This is a genomic window from Enterobacter cloacae complex sp. IR5418, assembly GCF_049238105.1.
Lineage (GTDB): Bacteria > Pseudomonadota > Gammaproteobacteria > Enterobacterales > Enterobacteriaceae > Enterobacter > Enterobacter hormaechei.
The window spans coordinates 1-15,123 of the sequence record NZ_JBMKHS010000040.1 but is presented as its reverse complement, the minus strand read 5'-3'; the positions used below and the strand labels follow the sequence as shown (position 1 = coordinate 15,123).

The 15,123-nt window shown below is 54.6% G+C and carries 15 protein-coding genes; 12 read left to right on the top strand and 3 right to left on the bottom strand.

Annotated features, from left to right (window positions below; genetic code table 11):
• The first annotated feature begins 10 nt into the window (after nt 1–10).
• Nucleotides 11–490 (top strand): carboxymuconolactone decarboxylase family protein, encoded by a 480-nt coding sequence (locus ACOTX7_RS20890; protein ID WP_006810266.1) that lies wholly within the window; start codon nt 11–13, stop codon nt 488–490.
• On the opposite strand, the gene ACOTX7_RS20885 is transcribed toward ACOTX7_RS20890, so the two are convergent.
• A complete protein-coding gene (locus ACOTX7_RS20885) occupies nt 477–1,379 on the bottom strand; it encodes a LysR family transcriptional regulator (RefSeq protein WP_006810265.1) in 903 nt (300 codons plus the stop codon). The genes ACOTX7_RS20890 and ACOTX7_RS20885 overlap by 14 nt on opposite strands.
• Nucleotides 1,380–1,479: 100 nt before the next feature.
• Between ACOTX7_RS20885 and ACOTX7_RS20880 the strand changes: the two genes are divergently transcribed.
• The 7 genes from ACOTX7_RS20880 (at nt 1,480) to ACOTX7_RS20850 (ending at nt 7,176) form a co-directional block, all read left to right on the top strand.
• Nucleotides 1,480–2,895 (top strand): aldehyde dehydrogenase family protein, encoded by a 1,416-nt coding sequence (locus tag ACOTX7_RS20880; protein ID WP_221812984.1) that lies wholly within the window; start codon nt 1,480–1,482, stop codon nt 2,893–2,895.
• 152 nt (nt 2,896–3,047) lie between these two features.
• Nucleotides 3,048–3,371, top strand: coding sequence for an antibiotic biosynthesis monooxygenase family protein (locus ACOTX7_RS20875; protein ID WP_221256857.1), 324 nt, complete (start codon nt 3,048–3,050; stop codon nt 3,369–3,371).
• Complete coding sequence (locus tag ACOTX7_RS20870; protein ID WP_006810262.1) at nt 3,364–3,759, top strand: hypothetical protein; 396 nt, start codon at nt 3,364–3,366, stop codon at nt 3,757–3,759. Before ACOTX7_RS20875 ends, ACOTX7_RS20870 begins: the two co-directional genes overlap by 8 nt.
• The gene (locus ACOTX7_RS20865; protein WP_221812981.1) at nt 3,734–4,429 is read left to right on the top strand and encodes an ArsR/SmtB family transcription factor; all 696 of its coding nucleotides are present in this window, start codon (nt 3,734–3,736) and stop codon (nt 4,427–4,429) included. The genes ACOTX7_RS20870 and ACOTX7_RS20865 overlap by 26 nt, the downstream gene beginning before the upstream one ends.
• Nucleotides 4,430–4,575: 146 nt before the next feature.
• The gene (locus ACOTX7_RS20860) at nt 4,576–5,046 is read left to right on the top strand and encodes a MarR family winged helix-turn-helix transcriptional regulator (protein WP_047354637.1); all 471 of its coding nucleotides are present in this window, start codon (nt 4,576–4,578) and stop codon (nt 5,044–5,046) included.
• Nucleotides 5,043–6,110, top strand: a complete 1,068-nt coding sequence (locus ACOTX7_RS20855) for an HlyD family secretion protein (RefSeq protein WP_221257203.1) — start codon at nt 5,043–5,045, stop codon at nt 6,108–6,110. Before ACOTX7_RS20860 ends, ACOTX7_RS20855 begins: the two co-directional genes overlap by 4 nt.
• Nucleotides 6,100–7,176, top strand: coding sequence for a DUF2955 domain-containing protein (locus ACOTX7_RS20850; protein WP_221256858.1), 1,077 nt, complete (start codon nt 6,100–6,102; stop codon nt 7,174–7,176). The genes ACOTX7_RS20855 and ACOTX7_RS20850 overlap by 11 nt, the downstream gene beginning before the upstream one ends.
• Here ACOTX7_RS20850 and ACOTX7_RS20845 read toward each other — a convergent pair.
• A complete protein-coding gene (locus tag ACOTX7_RS20845) occupies nt 7,173–8,444 on the bottom strand; it encodes a DUF445 domain-containing protein (RefSeq protein WP_221256859.1) in 1,272 nt (423 codons plus the stop codon). The genes ACOTX7_RS20850 and ACOTX7_RS20845 overlap by 4 nt on opposite strands.
• 315 nt (nt 8,445–8,759) lie before the next feature.
• Between ACOTX7_RS20845 and ACOTX7_RS20840 the strand changes: the two genes are divergently transcribed.
• Nucleotides 8,760–10,130 carry an NAD-dependent succinate-semialdehyde dehydrogenase gene (locus ACOTX7_RS20840; protein WP_221256860.1) on the top strand — a complete coding sequence of 457 codons (1,371 nt, stop codon included), beginning with the start codon at nt 8,760–8,762 and terminating at the stop codon, nt 10,128–10,130.
• A gap of 175 nt (nt 10,131–10,305) precedes the next feature.
• Here the strand turns inward: ACOTX7_RS20840 and ACOTX7_RS20835 are convergent, their stop codons facing one another.
• A complete protein-coding gene (locus ACOTX7_RS20835; RefSeq protein ID WP_006810254.1) occupies nt 10,306–10,851 on the bottom strand; it encodes a YfaZ family outer membrane protein in 546 nt (181 codons plus the stop codon).
• 411 nt (nt 10,852–11,262) lie between these two features.
• Here ACOTX7_RS20835 and ACOTX7_RS20830 point away from each other — a divergent pair, with 411 nt between their 5' ends.
• The 3 genes from ACOTX7_RS20830 to ACOTX7_RS20820 all read left to right on the top strand — a co-directional run bounded on the left by ACOTX7_RS20830 (nt 11,263) and on the right by ACOTX7_RS20820 (nt 15,081).
• Complete coding sequence (locus ACOTX7_RS20830; protein WP_221256861.1) at nt 11,263–12,621, top strand: esterase-like activity of phytase family protein; 1,359 nt, start codon at nt 11,263–11,265, stop codon at nt 12,619–12,621.
• A gap of 221 nt (nt 12,622–12,842) precedes the next feature.
• Complete coding sequence (locus ACOTX7_RS20825) at nt 12,843–13,865, top strand: glycosyltransferase family 8 protein (protein ID WP_221256862.1); 1,023 nt, start codon at nt 12,843–12,845, stop codon at nt 13,863–13,865.
• On the top strand, nt 13,852–15,081 hold the full coding sequence (locus ACOTX7_RS20820) for an O-antigen ligase family protein (protein ID WP_421626151.1): 1,230 nt from the start codon (nt 13,852–13,854) through the stop codon (nt 15,079–15,081). The genes ACOTX7_RS20825 and ACOTX7_RS20820 overlap by 14 nt, the downstream gene beginning before the upstream one ends.
• Nucleotides 15,082–15,123 lie beyond the last annotated feature (42 nt).

Here is a 15,123-nt window from a genome sequence, read left to right as displayed (position 1 = left end):
AGGAAAGACAATGAGCACTCGCGTCAACCACCACAAAGCCACACCTGCCCTCGCTAACGCGCTTTCCGCCCTGAGCATGGAAGTGGCGAAAACCTCCATTGACCCGGCGCTGAAGCACCTGATCGATATTCGCGTGTCGCAGCTGAACGGCTGTACCTTCTGCCTGGATATGCATTCGAAAGAGGCCAAAATTGCTGGCGAGCGCGAGCTGCGCCTGTACCATCTGGCGGCATGGCGCGAGTCTCCGCTGTTCAGCGCCCGCGAGAAAGCCGCGCTGGCTTTCACCGAAGCGCTGACCCAGCCTGGCGTACATGGGGTAAGCGACGCGCTGTACCGCAGCGTGGCGGAGCACTTCTCGGACGTGGAAATTTCAGAGCTAAACTTCGCCATCGTAGCGATCAACGCCTGGAACCGCCTGGGCATTACCTCCCGCATGGAGCCTGGCTCGCTGGATGCGGCATACGGGCTGAATAAAGCTAACCTGGAATAATCCCGCGCTCGCGGATCATCGCCACCAGCGCCCGTAATCCCGGCGGGACGTGGCGATGGCCGGGGTAATACAGGCGCAGTCCGGCAAAGGGCTGCACCCAGTCGTTTAGCACGCTCACCAGTTCTCCACGCTCAAGCGCTTCCCGGATATACAGTTCCGGCAAAAATCCCACCCCTAATCCCGCTTTTACGGCGCGGATCGCGGCAAAAAGATCGGACGTCGCAAAGCGCGGCGGCACGGCAAGGGCGTACGTTTCCCCCCGACGCGCCAGCTCCCAGCGGTAGATCCCGCCGTGGGCCATGCGCATGCCGATCCCCTGATGTGAAAGCAGATCGTCCGGCGTCTGCGGCGTGCCGTGACGGGCAAAATAGTCCGGCGTGGCGGTCACCAGCTGGCGGATCTCCCCGGTCAGCGGCACGGCGATCATGTCCTGCGGCACGGACTCCTCAAGGCGGATCCCCGCGTCATAGCCTTCCGCGACGATGTCGATCATTCTTGCTTCACTGACGGTTTCGACGCGCATTTTCGGGTAGCGGATCATAAAGTCGATCAGCAGCTGGTCCAGAAACAGGGTGCCGATATGGTTCGGTACGTTCAGACGCAGCGTACCGGCGGGTTCCCCGGTGTCGCTGTGGATCTCCTCGCTGGCGAGACGGATCTCCTGGAGGGCCGGGCCGATACGCGCCACGTAGCGCTGTCCGGCGTCGGTGAGCGCCACGCTGCGGGTGGTGCGGTTAAAGAGGCGGGTATCAAGGCGGCTCTCCAGCCCGGCGATGGCGTTACTTACCGCCGTGGCGGACATACCCAGCTCCTGCGCCGCGCCGCGAAAGCTGCCGCGCCGCACCACCGCCATGACCACTTCCAGCTCTGTCAGACCTGAACGATGCATAGATTATCCTGAAAATCGAAACAACCCTTGCAGCATAGCGTGGATTATCGCAACGGAGAAGCCGTGCCAGACTGTGCTCACACAGCCTGAGGAGGTTTATATGCACACCATCGAACAGATCTTTATTAACGGCGAGTTTGTTACCCCGCACGGCACCGAGTGGTTTGATTTGTACAACCCGGCGACGGCGCAGGTCATCGGCCAGGTTCGTCTGGCGGATGAGGTTGACGCCGCGCGCGCCGTTGCGGCGGCAAAAGCGGCGTTTCCCGCGTGGTCACAGACCACAAAGCAGGAACGCATCTCGGCGCTGAAGCGCATGCACGCCGCCGTGGTCGCGCGTCATGACGATTTGCTGGAAGCGGTCATCGAAGAGTACGGCGCGCCGGCCTCGCGCTCGGCGTGGATGGCCCGCTATCCGGCGGAGGTGATTGCACAGGCCATCGAGGCGCTGGAGGCGTTTGAGTTCGTCACCTCCGCAGGCACAGCCACGGTGAAGATGACGCCGCTCGGCGTGGCCGGGCTGATTACGCCGTGGAACAGCGACGCCGGGTTTATCTGCGGCAAGCTGGCGACCGCGCTGGCAGCGGGCTGCACGGCAGTCATCAAGCCGAGCGAGATGAGCGCCATGCAAACCCGGATTGTCACCGAAGCGCTGCGCGATGCCGCGCTGCCGCCGGGCGTGTTTAACATCGTCACCGGGCGGGGTGAGACGGTAGGTGAAACTATCAGCCGCCATCCGGACGTGGCAAAAATCTCGTTTACCGGCTCCACGAATACCGGCAAGGCGATCCTGCGCAACGCGGCGGAGAGCTTTACGCGCGTGACGCTGGAGTTAGGCGGTAAATCGCCGACGATCCTGCTGGATGATGTGGATCTGGCGCAGGCGATCCCGCTGGTGATTCAGGCCGGGTTTATGAACAGCGGGCAGGCATGCGTGGCCGGAACGCGCATTCTGGTGCCTTACTCACGAAAAGCGGAGTTCGAAACCGCGCTGGCGCAGGCCGTGGCGGCGGTGAGATCCGGCGACCCGCGCGATAGCGCGACGGAGGTCGGCCCGATGGTCAGCGAAAAACAGTGGCAGCGGGTGCAGGGCTATATCCGCAAAGGTATTGAAGAGGGGGCGCGCTTGCTGGCGGGCGGAGAAGGGCGGCCAGAGGGCACGCAGGACGGCTGGTTTGTGCGCCCGACGCTGTTTGCCGACGTGAACAACCAAATGGCGATTGCCCGCGACGAGATCTTCGGCCCGGTGCTGTGCGTAATCCCATATCGGGACGAGGCGGAGGCGATTGCCATTGCCAATGACACAGAATACGGCCTGAGCGCGATGGTGCTGGGCGGCGATGCGGAGCGCGCGCGCCGCGTGGCGCAGCAGATTGTCTCCGGTCGCGTGCTGGTGAACACCCTTGCCCATGAACCGAAAGCGCCATTCGGCGGGTTTAAGCACTCCGGCGTGGGACGCGAGATGGGCGAGTGGGGGATCCGGGCGTTTATGGAGCCGAGGTCGATTGTGGGTTAAACCCTGCCCGGTGGCGCTGCGCTTACCGGGCCTACAGGAGCCCGTAGGCCGGATAAGCGCAGCGCTATCCGGCACAACACTTCGCTCCATACCGAAGCATTGTGCTTTTTCCTCCTGCATTCTCTCCTCAACATCACAGCGGAGAGACCTTCATGATCGCAGTCCTTTTCGAAGCCAAAGCCGCGCCTGCCCATCAGGCGCGCTATCTCCAACTTGCCGCAGAGCTTAAGCCTTTGCTGGCCGACATCGACGGCTTTATCGATATCGAACGGTTCCAGAGCCTGACGACCGACGGCAAAATCCTGTCCCTTTCCTGGTGGCGGGATGAAGAGGCCGTCCGCCGCTGGAAGCAGAATGTTTTCCATCAGGCCGCGCAGGCCGAAGGGCGGGTGTCGATTTTCTCTTTCTACCGTATTCGGGTGGCGCAGCTGGTGCGGGAGTACAGTTCCGAAACCGGAGGGCACGCGGATGTATGACGTTCACGTGATTTTCAGCGACAGGCCCGGTGAGCTGGCGCGCTTTGGACAGCTGTTAGGGCGCAACGGCGTGGGGCTTGAGGGTGGCGGCGTATTCGGTACAGAAGCCCATTTTCTGGTGGAGGACGGGGGAAAAGCCCGTCGCGTGCTGATGGAGGCCGGGTTTACCGTGCAGGCGGTGCGCAGGCCGGTTATCAGAAAACTCAAACAGGAGCGCCCCGGCGAGCTGGGTGAAATTGCGGCGGCGCTGGCGGCACGCGGCGTGTCTGTTCTAACCCAGTACAGCGACCATGCGAATCACCTTATTCTGGTGACGGATGATGATAAGCTGGCCGCAGAGATCACCGAACCCTGGGCGGCACATGTTAAAGACAAGCTTACCGACTGATAACAGCGCGGCGCTGGAGCAGGCCATTGCGGCGGTGGCGGCGGCAATGGCCGATCCGTCGCGCGTGAAGATGCTGTGCGCGCTGATGGACGGGCGGGCGTGGACCGCCACCGAACTGAGCACCGCGGCAGACGTCGCGCCGTCGACCGCCAGCGGGCATCTCGCCCGGCTGGTGGAGGGAAAGTTAATTACCTGTCTGTTTCAGGGGCGGCACCGCTATTATCGTCTGGCGGGGCACGACGTGGCGGCGCTGGTCGAGCAGATGATGGGGATCTCCTGGAGCCGCATCACCCCGCCGGAAACCACCGTGCCGAAAGCCATGCGCGAAGCGCGGACCTGCTACGACCATCTTGCCGGAACGGTCGCGGTGCAAATCTATGATTTCATGCAGACGGAAGGCTGGCTGGAGGCAGACGGTTCAGCGCTCACGCCGTATGGCGGCGAGCAGTTCCTGAAGCTCGGTATTGCGTTAAATCCCAAGCCCCGTCGCAAGGCCTGCTGCGCCTGCCTGGACTGGAGCGAGCGGCGCTTTCACCTGGGCGGAGAAGCCGGTGCGTTGCTGCTCGACTATCTTGAAAGTAAAGGCTGGATCCAGCGGGTGGTGGGGTATCGGGAGGTGGTGGTGACGGCGACGGGAAAGGCCGCTGTAAAGAGGCTTTTTAGCCGCTGAAAACGCCCGGTGGCGCTGCGCTTACCGGGCCTACGTGTGCATCGCCTCCCGTAACGCCTTTCGCAATTCCTGCGCTTTTACCTCTCGTTTCTTGATACTTACCCTGATAACTATTATCGTAATGGCGTACGACGAGAGGACTCCCCATGAGTGAAGAAGATCTGTTTAGCCGCAGGCCGATGGGCATGCGGATGGCGATGATCGTGCGTCAATGGCGCGCAGTCATCGACGACGCCATTCTCGATACCGGGTTAACCCAGTCGAGCTGGACGGTGATGATGCAGCTTCATCAACTCGGGGATAACGTCTCGGTCAGCGAGCTGGCGGAAGTGCAGGGGATTGAACTGCCTCCGCTGATGCGCACGCTGACACAGCTGGAAAAGCAGGGCTACCTGCTGCGTACCGTCTCGCCGTATGACAAGCGTATCCGGCTGCTGACGCTGACGCCTGAGGGAAAAGCCATTCTTGAAAGGCTCACTCGGGTGATCGAGACGTATCAGGTGCGCGTATCGCAAAACATCTCGCCGGAACATATCGACATTTTCAGCGCCACACTCAATCAAATCGCCTGCAATTTGCGGACAATCCGCGAAGAAGATAATAAGACCGAAAAATAATGACTCCTGAACAAAAGTTTGCCCGCTGGGTAAGGGGGAGTATTGCCTCTTTCCTGCTGATGTTTGTCTACTTTATCGTCGCGGATATCTGGATCCCGCTGACGCCAGACTCCACCGTGATGCGCGTGGTGACCCCGGTGTCTGCGCGCGTTTCCGGCTATGTGGCGGCGGTACATGTCCACAACAACAGTCAGGTCAAGAAAGGCGATCTGCTGTTTGAACTCGACGCCACGCCGTTTCGCAATAAGGTGGAAGCGGCGCAAATCGCGCTGGAGCAGGCGCGTCTGTCTAACGATCAGCTGGATGCGCAGATTGCCGCGGCGCAGGCCAGCCTGAAAACCGCCGTGCTGACGGCGCGTAACGACAAAGTGACCTTCGACCGCTACCAGAAACTCAGCACCTTGCAGAACGTGTCACAGGCGGATCTGGATAAAGTCCGCACCACCTGGCAGAGCAGTGAGCAGTCCGTCAGTTCGCTTCAGGCGAATATTCATAACCTGCGCATTCAGCGCGGCGAGCGGGATGAGCACCGTAACGTGACGCTGCAAAAATACCGTAACGCGCTGGACGAAGCGGAGCTAAATCTTGGCTGGACGAAGGTCTACGCCGAGGAGGACGGCACGGTCAGTAACCTGCAACTAAGCCCCGGTTTTTATGCCTCGTCCGGTTCGGCTGCGCTGGCGCTGGTGAACACCCGGATTGATATCGTGGCGGATTTCCGCGAGAAGAGCCTGCGTCATACCCACCAGGGCACCGATGCCGCCGTGGTGTTTGACGCCTTCCCGGGGCAGGTTTTCCGCGCTCACGTCACCAGCAGCGACGCGGGGATCCTCGCCGGACAGGAGGCCGTAAACGGTCAACTTTCTGAACCGGAAACCTCCAACCGCTGGGTGCGTGATGCCCAGCGTATGCGCATTCATGTGGCGCTGGACGAAGCCTTACCGAAGTCGCTGCCGACCGGCGCGCGCGCCACCGTGCAGCTCTATAACAGCGAAGGGCCGTTTGCGCGATTCTTCTCCGGCATGCAAATCCATCTGGTGAGCCTGCTTCACTATGTCTATTAGCACCCTGGCGCGGGTATTTACCCCGCACGGCAACATTGTCTACACGGCAAACGACTTTCGCCAGACCCTGCGCATCGTCTTTGCCGGGATGATTGCGCTCAGCATTTCGAGTTTCTACAACACCAGCTACGGCGTGTTTTTTGTGGTCTACCCGATCATGCTGCTGTCGCTGGTGCCGGTCTTTAACCGCCACGTGGCGAAGCAGTTTATCTTTAGCGCCTCGCTGAACTGCGTCGAAATGGTGTTTATCATCGGCTATCTGTCCCAGTGGCCGGTCATCATGACGCTGGTGGTGTTTGCCCTGTACGTGATGCGTTTTCGCTTTATGAGTAAGGGGCCGCTGTTCCTGTTCGGTTCGATGGGCGTGGTCTGCCAGAGTGTGATGCTCAACTTTATGAGCTATCCCACCACCAACTGGCACACGCTTTTATTCTCCAACATCGAAGCGAGCGTGATGGCGGTATGCCTGAGCGCGCTGATGAACTACCTGCTGCCGGACGTGGAGCCGCGTAAGCCGCCGCCGCTGATCGAGAAAGATGACGCCCGCGTGCGGCACGAGTCGCTGCTCTCGGGCACCGTGGCGACGCTGATTTTTGTGGTATTTCAGATCAGCGACTTAAGCGATTCCCTGTCGGCGCTGATGGCGGGCATTCTGATCCTGTTCCCGATGCACTATCGCGGCTCGGTAATCAGCTCGATCTGGCGCGTGGTCGGCGTGGTGCTGGGCTGCCTCTATATCCTTGTCGTCCAGCTGATCCTCTACGATCACAGCAGCCATATGTTGCTGATGATGCCGCTGATTGGCCTTGGGCTGGCGTTTGGGGCGCGACTGCACGTGATGGAGAAGGTCGGTGCCGGGGTAGGCTTCGCCAGTATTACCACCATCGGCATTATGTTCGGGCAGAATATGCACCCGGACAGCGACCTGGTGTTCAGCGATCTGTACCGCATCACCTCCGTCACCTTTGCGCTGGTGGTCACGCTGACAATGGTCTTTCTGGTACACCTGATCCTGAATCGCTTTGAGGCGACGCGCTACGTTATCACGCCGCCAAAAGCGGATTAATGCCCCAGCAAGGCGGGCAACTGCGAGAGCAGAAACAGGATAAGGCCAATCGTTCCGCCCACCAGCGTGCCGTTGACGCGGATGAACTGAAGGTCTTTACCGATATTGAGTTCTATCTGGCGTGACATGTCTTTGGCATCCCAGCTTTTCACCGTGTCGCTGATATGGCGCGTCAGAAAGGCGGCGAAATCCGGCGCCACGCGGTGCGCGGCCTGCTCCAGATGCTCATTCAGCGACGCGCGCAGGCTGGCGTCGTTGGTCAGCGTTTCGCCAAACCACAGCCCGGCGTTGGCGATACGCTGCTTCACGCGGGAATCGTCGCTCTGCATGTCATTTTTCAGCCACTGGCGCAGGTCAGCCCACATCTCCCCCAGATAGCGGTTAAAGGCCTCGTCATTCTTCAGGTAGTGTTTGATATTCTCGGCTTTCGCCGTCATTTCCGGATCGTTTTTCAGATTGTCGATGAACTTGATCGTGGCGCGGTCAAACGCCTGACGGATCTGGTGCGTGCGGTCGTGGCTGATGTCGTCCAGCAACGTGTTCACCGCGTTCGACACCATCTCGGCGCTTTGATCGCCCAGCCACTCGGTGGGCAGCACCATCGCCTTTCGCGGATGCTCGGTCTTCAGCCAGTGGACGATCTGGTCGGCAATAAATTCCCGCGTGCTTTCCCGCTGGATCAGGGTAATCAGGCGGTTAATGATCGCGTCCAGCAGCACCTGATGGCGGTTGTTTTTGGTCATGCTTTCCAGCATGACGGCGCTGGTCTCGGTTAAATCGACCTTGTCGATGGCCTTATGCACGGCGCGCTTGAGCAGGCGCTGAATGCGCCCATCGTCAGTGAGTTCCAGAAAACCGCTCATAACCTGAATCAAATGCTGCCCGACCCGCTGAGCGTTGTCGGGCTGGCTGAACCAGGTCCCAATCATCTGGGCTGGCTCGTAGCGACGGATAAGGTCGACAAGGGATTGCGTATCGAGAAACTTTTCCTGCACGAACTGGCCGAGATTGTCGCCGATACGATCTTTGTTGCGCGGGATAATCGCCGTATGGCGCGAGATAAACGGAATGGGCACCCGGCGGAACAGCGCGACGACGGCAAACCAGTCCGCCAGCGCGCCAACCATCGCCGCCTCGGCAATGGCTTTAACGCCGCGCACCCAGAAGGTCTGCGGCAGGAAGAGAGTGGTGATAAACGCCGCGACGGCAATCAGCAGCAGCGACAGCGCAAGAAGCTTGGCGCGTTTGAGTTCGGTATGTTTTTCCATGGGTTAAGGATAGAGGGATACGGGGGAAAAGTGCAAAGCTGCATGAGGTCAGTCATCTCGCTTTCTGGAATGCTCCTTCAGAAATCAAATCAAAAGGTAGATGCGCAGCTCAAGGCCCGAGGCGCGGTGAAAGGTCTGGCGGATGTGACGGGTATCGGTCATAAGTACTCCGGTGATGAGCGTTTTTTATACCATGTCTGCGTATCGCCTGGCAGCGTCTTGTTAAGAACCCTCCGTATATACCCAACTTTACCTTCATAGCCAGTCAGATTGACTACCCTTAATACCCTAAGCGGTAAAACAAGGAGATTCGATATGGCTTACCAGACAGTAAATCCTGCCACGAACCAGCTCATCAAAGAATATCCCTCCCACACTGACGCAGACGTTGAAGCGGCGCTGAAGGCAGCCGATGCGCTCTATCACTCCGACTGGGCCAAAGGCGACATCAGCCAGCGCCTGCCGGTGCTGCATAAGCTGGCGGACCTGATCGACGAACGCGTGGAGGAGCTGGCAAAAATCGCCAGCCAGGAGATGGGTAAGCTCATCGAGCAAAGCCGCGGCGAGGTGAAGCTGTGCGCGCAAATTGCCCGCTACTATGCGGACAACGCGAAGCAGTTCCTGGCCCCGGTGAAGTATGACTCTGAACTCGGGGAAGCATGGGTTGAACATCACCCCATCGGCGTGCTGATGGCCGTCGAGCCGTGGAACTTCCCGTACTATCAGCTGATGCGCGTTCTGGCGCCAAACCTGGCAGCGGGCAACCCGGTGATCGCCAAGCACGCCAGCATCGTGCCGCACTGTGCCGAGACGTTTGCACAGCTGGTACGTGAAGCGGGCGCGCCGGAAGGGGCGTGGACCAACCTGTTTATCTCGTCCGATCAGGTGGCAAACATCATCGCCGACGATCGGGTGCAGGGGGCAGCGCTGACCGGTTCAGAAAAGGCGGGCAGCGTGGTTGCGGCACAGGCGGCGAAGCACATCAAAAAATCGACCCTTGAGCTGGGCGGTAACGACGTGTTCGTGGTGCTGGACGATGCGGACCTGGAGAAAGCGGTGAAGATCGGCGTAAACGCCCGACTCAACAACGCCGGGCAGGTCTGTACCGCGGCGAAGCGTTTTATCCTGCATGAGGGCATTGCAGACGCGTTCCTGAGCAAGTTCACCGAGGCGTTTAAGCAGGTGAAGATTGGCGATCCGCTGGACGAAAGCACCACGCTGGGGCCGCTGTCGTCTAAAGATGCGCTGGAAACGCTGACCAGACAGGTCGACGAGGCGGTGAAAAACGGTGCAACGCTGCACTATGGCGGCAAGCCGGTGCAGCGTGACGGGAGCTTCTTTGAGCCGACCATCCTGACCAATATCTCACGCGATAACCCGGCGTACTTCGAAGAGTTCTTTGGCCCGGTAGCGCAGATCTATGTGGTGAAAAACGACGACGAGGCGGTCGCCCTGGCGAACGATTCCCACTACGGTCTGGGCGGCGCGGTGTTCAGCCAGGACATCGAGCGCGCGAAGAAAATGGCGTCGCGCATTGAGACCGGGATGGTGTACATCAACTGGCTCACCGACACTGCGGCAGAGCTGCCGTTCGGCGGCGTGAAGCGTTCGGGTTACGGACGCGAGCTGTCGGACCTGGGGATCAAAGAGTTTGTGAACCAGAAGCTGGTGGTCGTTCGCAAGTAACATGGTAATAAAAAACCTGCCATTCGGCAGGTTTGTCATTAACGGTCGCATCGCCTTTTTTGCCGGGTGGCGCTGCGCTTACCCGGCCTACAATGTGCAATGATTTTAATAAATTGCACCTTTCATTGTAGGCCCGCGCAAGCGTAGCGCCGCCGGGCGAAACGCGCAAACAGGCTTAGAAGGACACGCCACCGCCTACGTAGGCACCGTCGATCAGCGTGTGGTTTGGACGACCGTCTTTACCGTCTACGCTCACGTGGCGATAACCCACTTTCAGCGTCACAGGTTTGACTGGTGTCCAGCTTACGCCGCCGTTAGCTTCAACATAGTTCTTCACGCTGTTGTTCAGCCCGTCTGGTGCCACATAACCCTCACCAAACACGTGAATGCTGTCCGTCAGCGCAACGTTGACACCGCCGCCAATCGGGAACGCCACGCCGTTATCGCCTTTTTTCGGGCCGATGTAGATGGCTTTCGCACCCGCGTTCAGCATTACCGGGCCTACTTCCAGGTTGTAGCCAGCCCCAACGCCGCCGGTCTGGGTGCCGTCATCGGTGTTTTTCAGCCAGTTGCTCTCCGCATACAGGCCTGATGAGGATTTCCCCATTTCCAGATTGAGGTTAGTAAAGTTTTTACCTTGCTCAATGCTGCCACCCATGGCCAGTGCGGAACCCGATACGGCGGTCAGAGCAGAAAGGATCAGGATGTTAAGTTTTTTCATGAGTGCTTCCTCGTCATTAAATTAATCTGAGGGCACCTTAACAAGTGATGTTTATGACTGCAAATGTGACTGCTGTCGCGTTTTTATACTGGTTTTATTGGATTTTTGAATCTTAAATGTTGTGAAGATGTTTATAGGGCAAATCGTCAATGCCCAATACATTCGCGTTTAGGGACAGTTTACATTCCTGGCTAAACGTAAAATGAACGAGGCGCAAAGAGTCATTCGCGATGAATTAATTGGGTTTCTAATAATTTCCAAAAGTATTTCAGCTGACACAGATAAAGACAGAGGTTTACATTTCTGGTGATTGATATACGTCTATAAGAGGCGGTTCAGTGCATAAACATGTCATTTTTCTGACACGTTTCTTCATTACGTTGTTGGCTTCACTAACTGGATGCTAACAATATGAAAAGAAAAATCATTCCTGTGCTTATCGGTTGTGCGCTCTCTTTCTCTGGCCTGGCGGCACAGCCAACCGCGGAGCGCTACGTCGTCAGCTTTCCCGAAGGCTCACATATCAAATACAGCGGTGCATTTGCCAGCGCATTCCCGAATGGGCTGCCTGTGGGAATCGGTTCGGGTTTGTTGTTCACGGGCAAGCAGGGCGATGCGCTGACGTTTGCGACCGTGACCGATCGCGGTCCTAACGCGGACTCACCAAAAATGGGGAAAAACGACGCCAAAATCTTTGTTACCCCGGATTTCGCCCCGCTGCTGATGACGATTCGTGTGCAAAACGGTAAAGCGGAGGCCGTTGATGCGCGTCCTCTGCATGACGATAAAGGCGAGATCAACGGTCTGCCGCTGCAAAGCGGGGTGATTGGTTCCACCAATGAAATCGCGCTAAGCGACACCTTAAAAGTGCTGAAAGGCGATAACCGCGGACTGGATACGGAAGGCATTACCCCGGACGGGAAGGGTGGTTACTGGCTGTGCGATGAGTATGGCCCGTTCCTGATTAACATCGACAGTAAAGGGAAAATCCTCGCGATCCACGGCCCGCAGGCGGCGGAAGGGGAGAAATCTATCGCGGGCGGTCTGCCAAACGTTATCAAATGGCGTCAGGCAAACCGGGGCTTCGAAGGGCTGACCCGTATGCCGGACGGACGCATTATCGCCGCCGTGCAAAGCACGCTGGATATCGACGGGAAGAGCAAAAAACAGGCGCTGTTTACGCGTCTGGTGAGCTACGACCCGGCGACCGGGAAAACCGCGATGTACGGCTACCCCATCGACAGCGCGGCTTACAGCAAAAACAGCGACGCTAAAATCGGCGACATCGTTGCGCTGGATAACCACACTATCCTGCTGATTGAACAGGGCGAGGATAAAAACGACGCGATGCGTAACCTTATCTACAGGGTGGATCTGAGTAAGGCGAGCGATCTGGCGGCATTCGACAAGCCGGGCGAGTACCCGGAGTTTGATGATGAGAAAACGCTGGCGCAGCGCGGCATCACGCTTGCGGCTAAAACGCAGGTGGTCGATCTGCGTGCGCTGGGCTGGCAGCAGGAGAAGGCCGAAGGGCTGGCGCTGTTCGACGGCAAACGGCTTGCGGTGGCGAACGATAATGACTTTGGCGTGAAGGGGGCGATGCAAAACCCGGTCGAGGGCAAGAAGCTCAAGGACTATCGGGTGAACGCGGAAGGCACGCTGACGCTGGATGATAAGCCGGTGGAAACCACGCTCAGCGTGAAGCCGCTGAAGAAGCCGGAGTCCGACAGCGAGCTGTGGATTGTAACGCTTCCGGAGGCGTTGAAATGAGAGCGGTTGGTTAATCGACCACTTCTAAAGAAATGCAGCACTATACCCATGCGTCTATGGGACTAGTGCTTTTTTTATATGTTATTCAAAAGGTTAACCTGTCATTTTTTCCAAGATTATCATGTTTTGTATGGTTGCTAAACAAATTAGAGAAAGTACTGGGGAAGGCAGCTATTATTTGTTATCTTATGTATTATAAGTATTTTTGAGCTCGATAAATAATGATGAACCCAACCATTTTTAATTTAAACGAAAATATATTGAGCGTGCAAGTAACGAATTTTAATTTCGACGCTGAAGTTCAATATTCAGCAGTTGTTTATGGTATCGATGAAAATTTTTTAATGCACTGCGGGATCTCATTGTTATCAATTGTGAAAAAAACTTCGGAATTACCATTGCATTTTTTCATTATTACAGATAAAAACAATGAAGTTGAATTTTCCAGATTGCAGTCTGTTATCAAGAATACTCAACATGCACTTACAATTATTATTGTATCTTCTGACGCTCTGGATGTTTTTCCTAAAACTTCAACTTTCCCAGTCTCAATATACTTTCGCCTCCTTGCTCCGTATTTAATTAAAGAATATCGTTATTTTTTATATGTTGATGCCGATATTGTGGCGCTAAATAGCATTTATAATTTATTAGAAAACTATAAGCCGATAAATAATATTTGTTGTGCTGTCAGGGAGCCGGAGCATCAGATTGCCCTTTCAAATTCTATTAATATCCCTGGTTGCGATTATTTTAATTCTGGAGTTCTTTATGTCAATGCCAGAACGTGGAATGAAAATAAAATATCGCAAAAAGTTTTTGAGTGTTTATTGGAACGCGGCGCTGATTTTAAGTATTTTGACCAAGATGCCCTTAACGTGGTCCTGAACAAAAAAGTAATGTTTATAGATGGTAAGTATAATTGCCAAATAAAGGCAGGGCACAAAAGGGGGGATTTCATGCGTGAACCACCTAAGGAAACAATTTTGTTACATTATGTTGGTAGCGATAAACCATGGCAGTTATGGAATCAACAGCAAATAAGCACCCACTATCGTAAATATAAAAAAATGTCACCCTGGCGTGATGTTGAAGATGTTAGACCACGTTGTGCGAAAGAACTAAAGAAATGCTATAAAACGCTTAATAATAAGAAACATTTTGTTGAAGCTTTCTATATGTTTGTTCGTTATCATTTGGCTCGTTTCTTGGAAAAAAGGCAAACTAAAAATGTTAAGTCGTGAATACATTAAAAGGTTAAATGTTAACATTATTTTCATTCTTATTGTGTTTACAATTGGAAGCGATCTTTTTATAGAGGCCTATCCAAGAAAAATATTTTACATTGGTTGTTATCTTTCTATTTTTGGCCTTCTTTTTTTGGAAAACTGGAAGAATTTTCGTCAATGGCTATTGAGTAATAAAATCGCATTAGCATTTTTATTGAGTATTGTGCTTCTGGGTGCCAGTAAACTCATTTGGTCGATGAAATTTCCATCGACACATTTACAGGATATTAAAGATAATTATTATGCTGGCGGAAAGTTGCTCATCCTGTCAGGAGTAATGGCATTTTATTTGCTTAAATCCGTAAGTGCAATTTCAATCCAAAGCTGGAAATTCGCTGCTTGCATTAGCCTTGTGTTAGGTTTACTTACCGTTTGGTTTGGTTATCAGGAGCAAGCGTCTGGTATAACCAGAATTAAACTGCTAGCCGATGCTGCTACGACCACTGCTTATATAATGGTAGTTCAGTCAGTTTTGTGTTTTTCTCTGATTAAAAAAGCGGTTTCAAATAAACTTTACCGTACTATATTTTACATTTCTACATTTTTCATATTCTCTTATTTATTACTGATGACAGAAACCAGAGGTGCTATAGGCACTTTTTTCATTGTCTGCTTCGTCCTGGCATGTTTTGAATTGAAAAATGTAAAGCCTGGTTATTGGTTTTTAGCATTGCTGGCAATATCCGTAATTGGCGGAGGTATCGCTTATAAGATGCAAAAGAGAATTGTTGAGGCTTATGATAACATCCAGCAATTACAAAAAAATAATGCTAACACATCTTTAGGAGCACGTTTTGTTATGCTTGACGCAGGACAGCACGTAGCGAGTTTTTCACTTTTTGGTCAGGATGCAGAACAGCGTTATAATAATGCAAGAGAATATATTGAAAACAACTATAAAAGTGCGGAAGCAGTCAGGGCTATAAAATATCATTTCCATAATGATATAATTGAAAGCTTTAGTTTACAGGGGCTTTTAGGAGTGATTGCTATAATATTGTTTTATTTTACTGGTTTTTTAGCTTCTTGCGAAAAAAAGAATAAGTTCAATGTGGGGTTGCTGGTTTATATGTCAGCGCTATTTCTTATGGGATTGACAGATGTCCTCTTTATCCAACGAAATACAGCAATGGTGATTGGTGCTTGTGCTGTAATCGGCTTTGTTGAATAAATCAGATTTCGGGTAAGTCTCCCCCGTAGCGGGTTGTGTTTT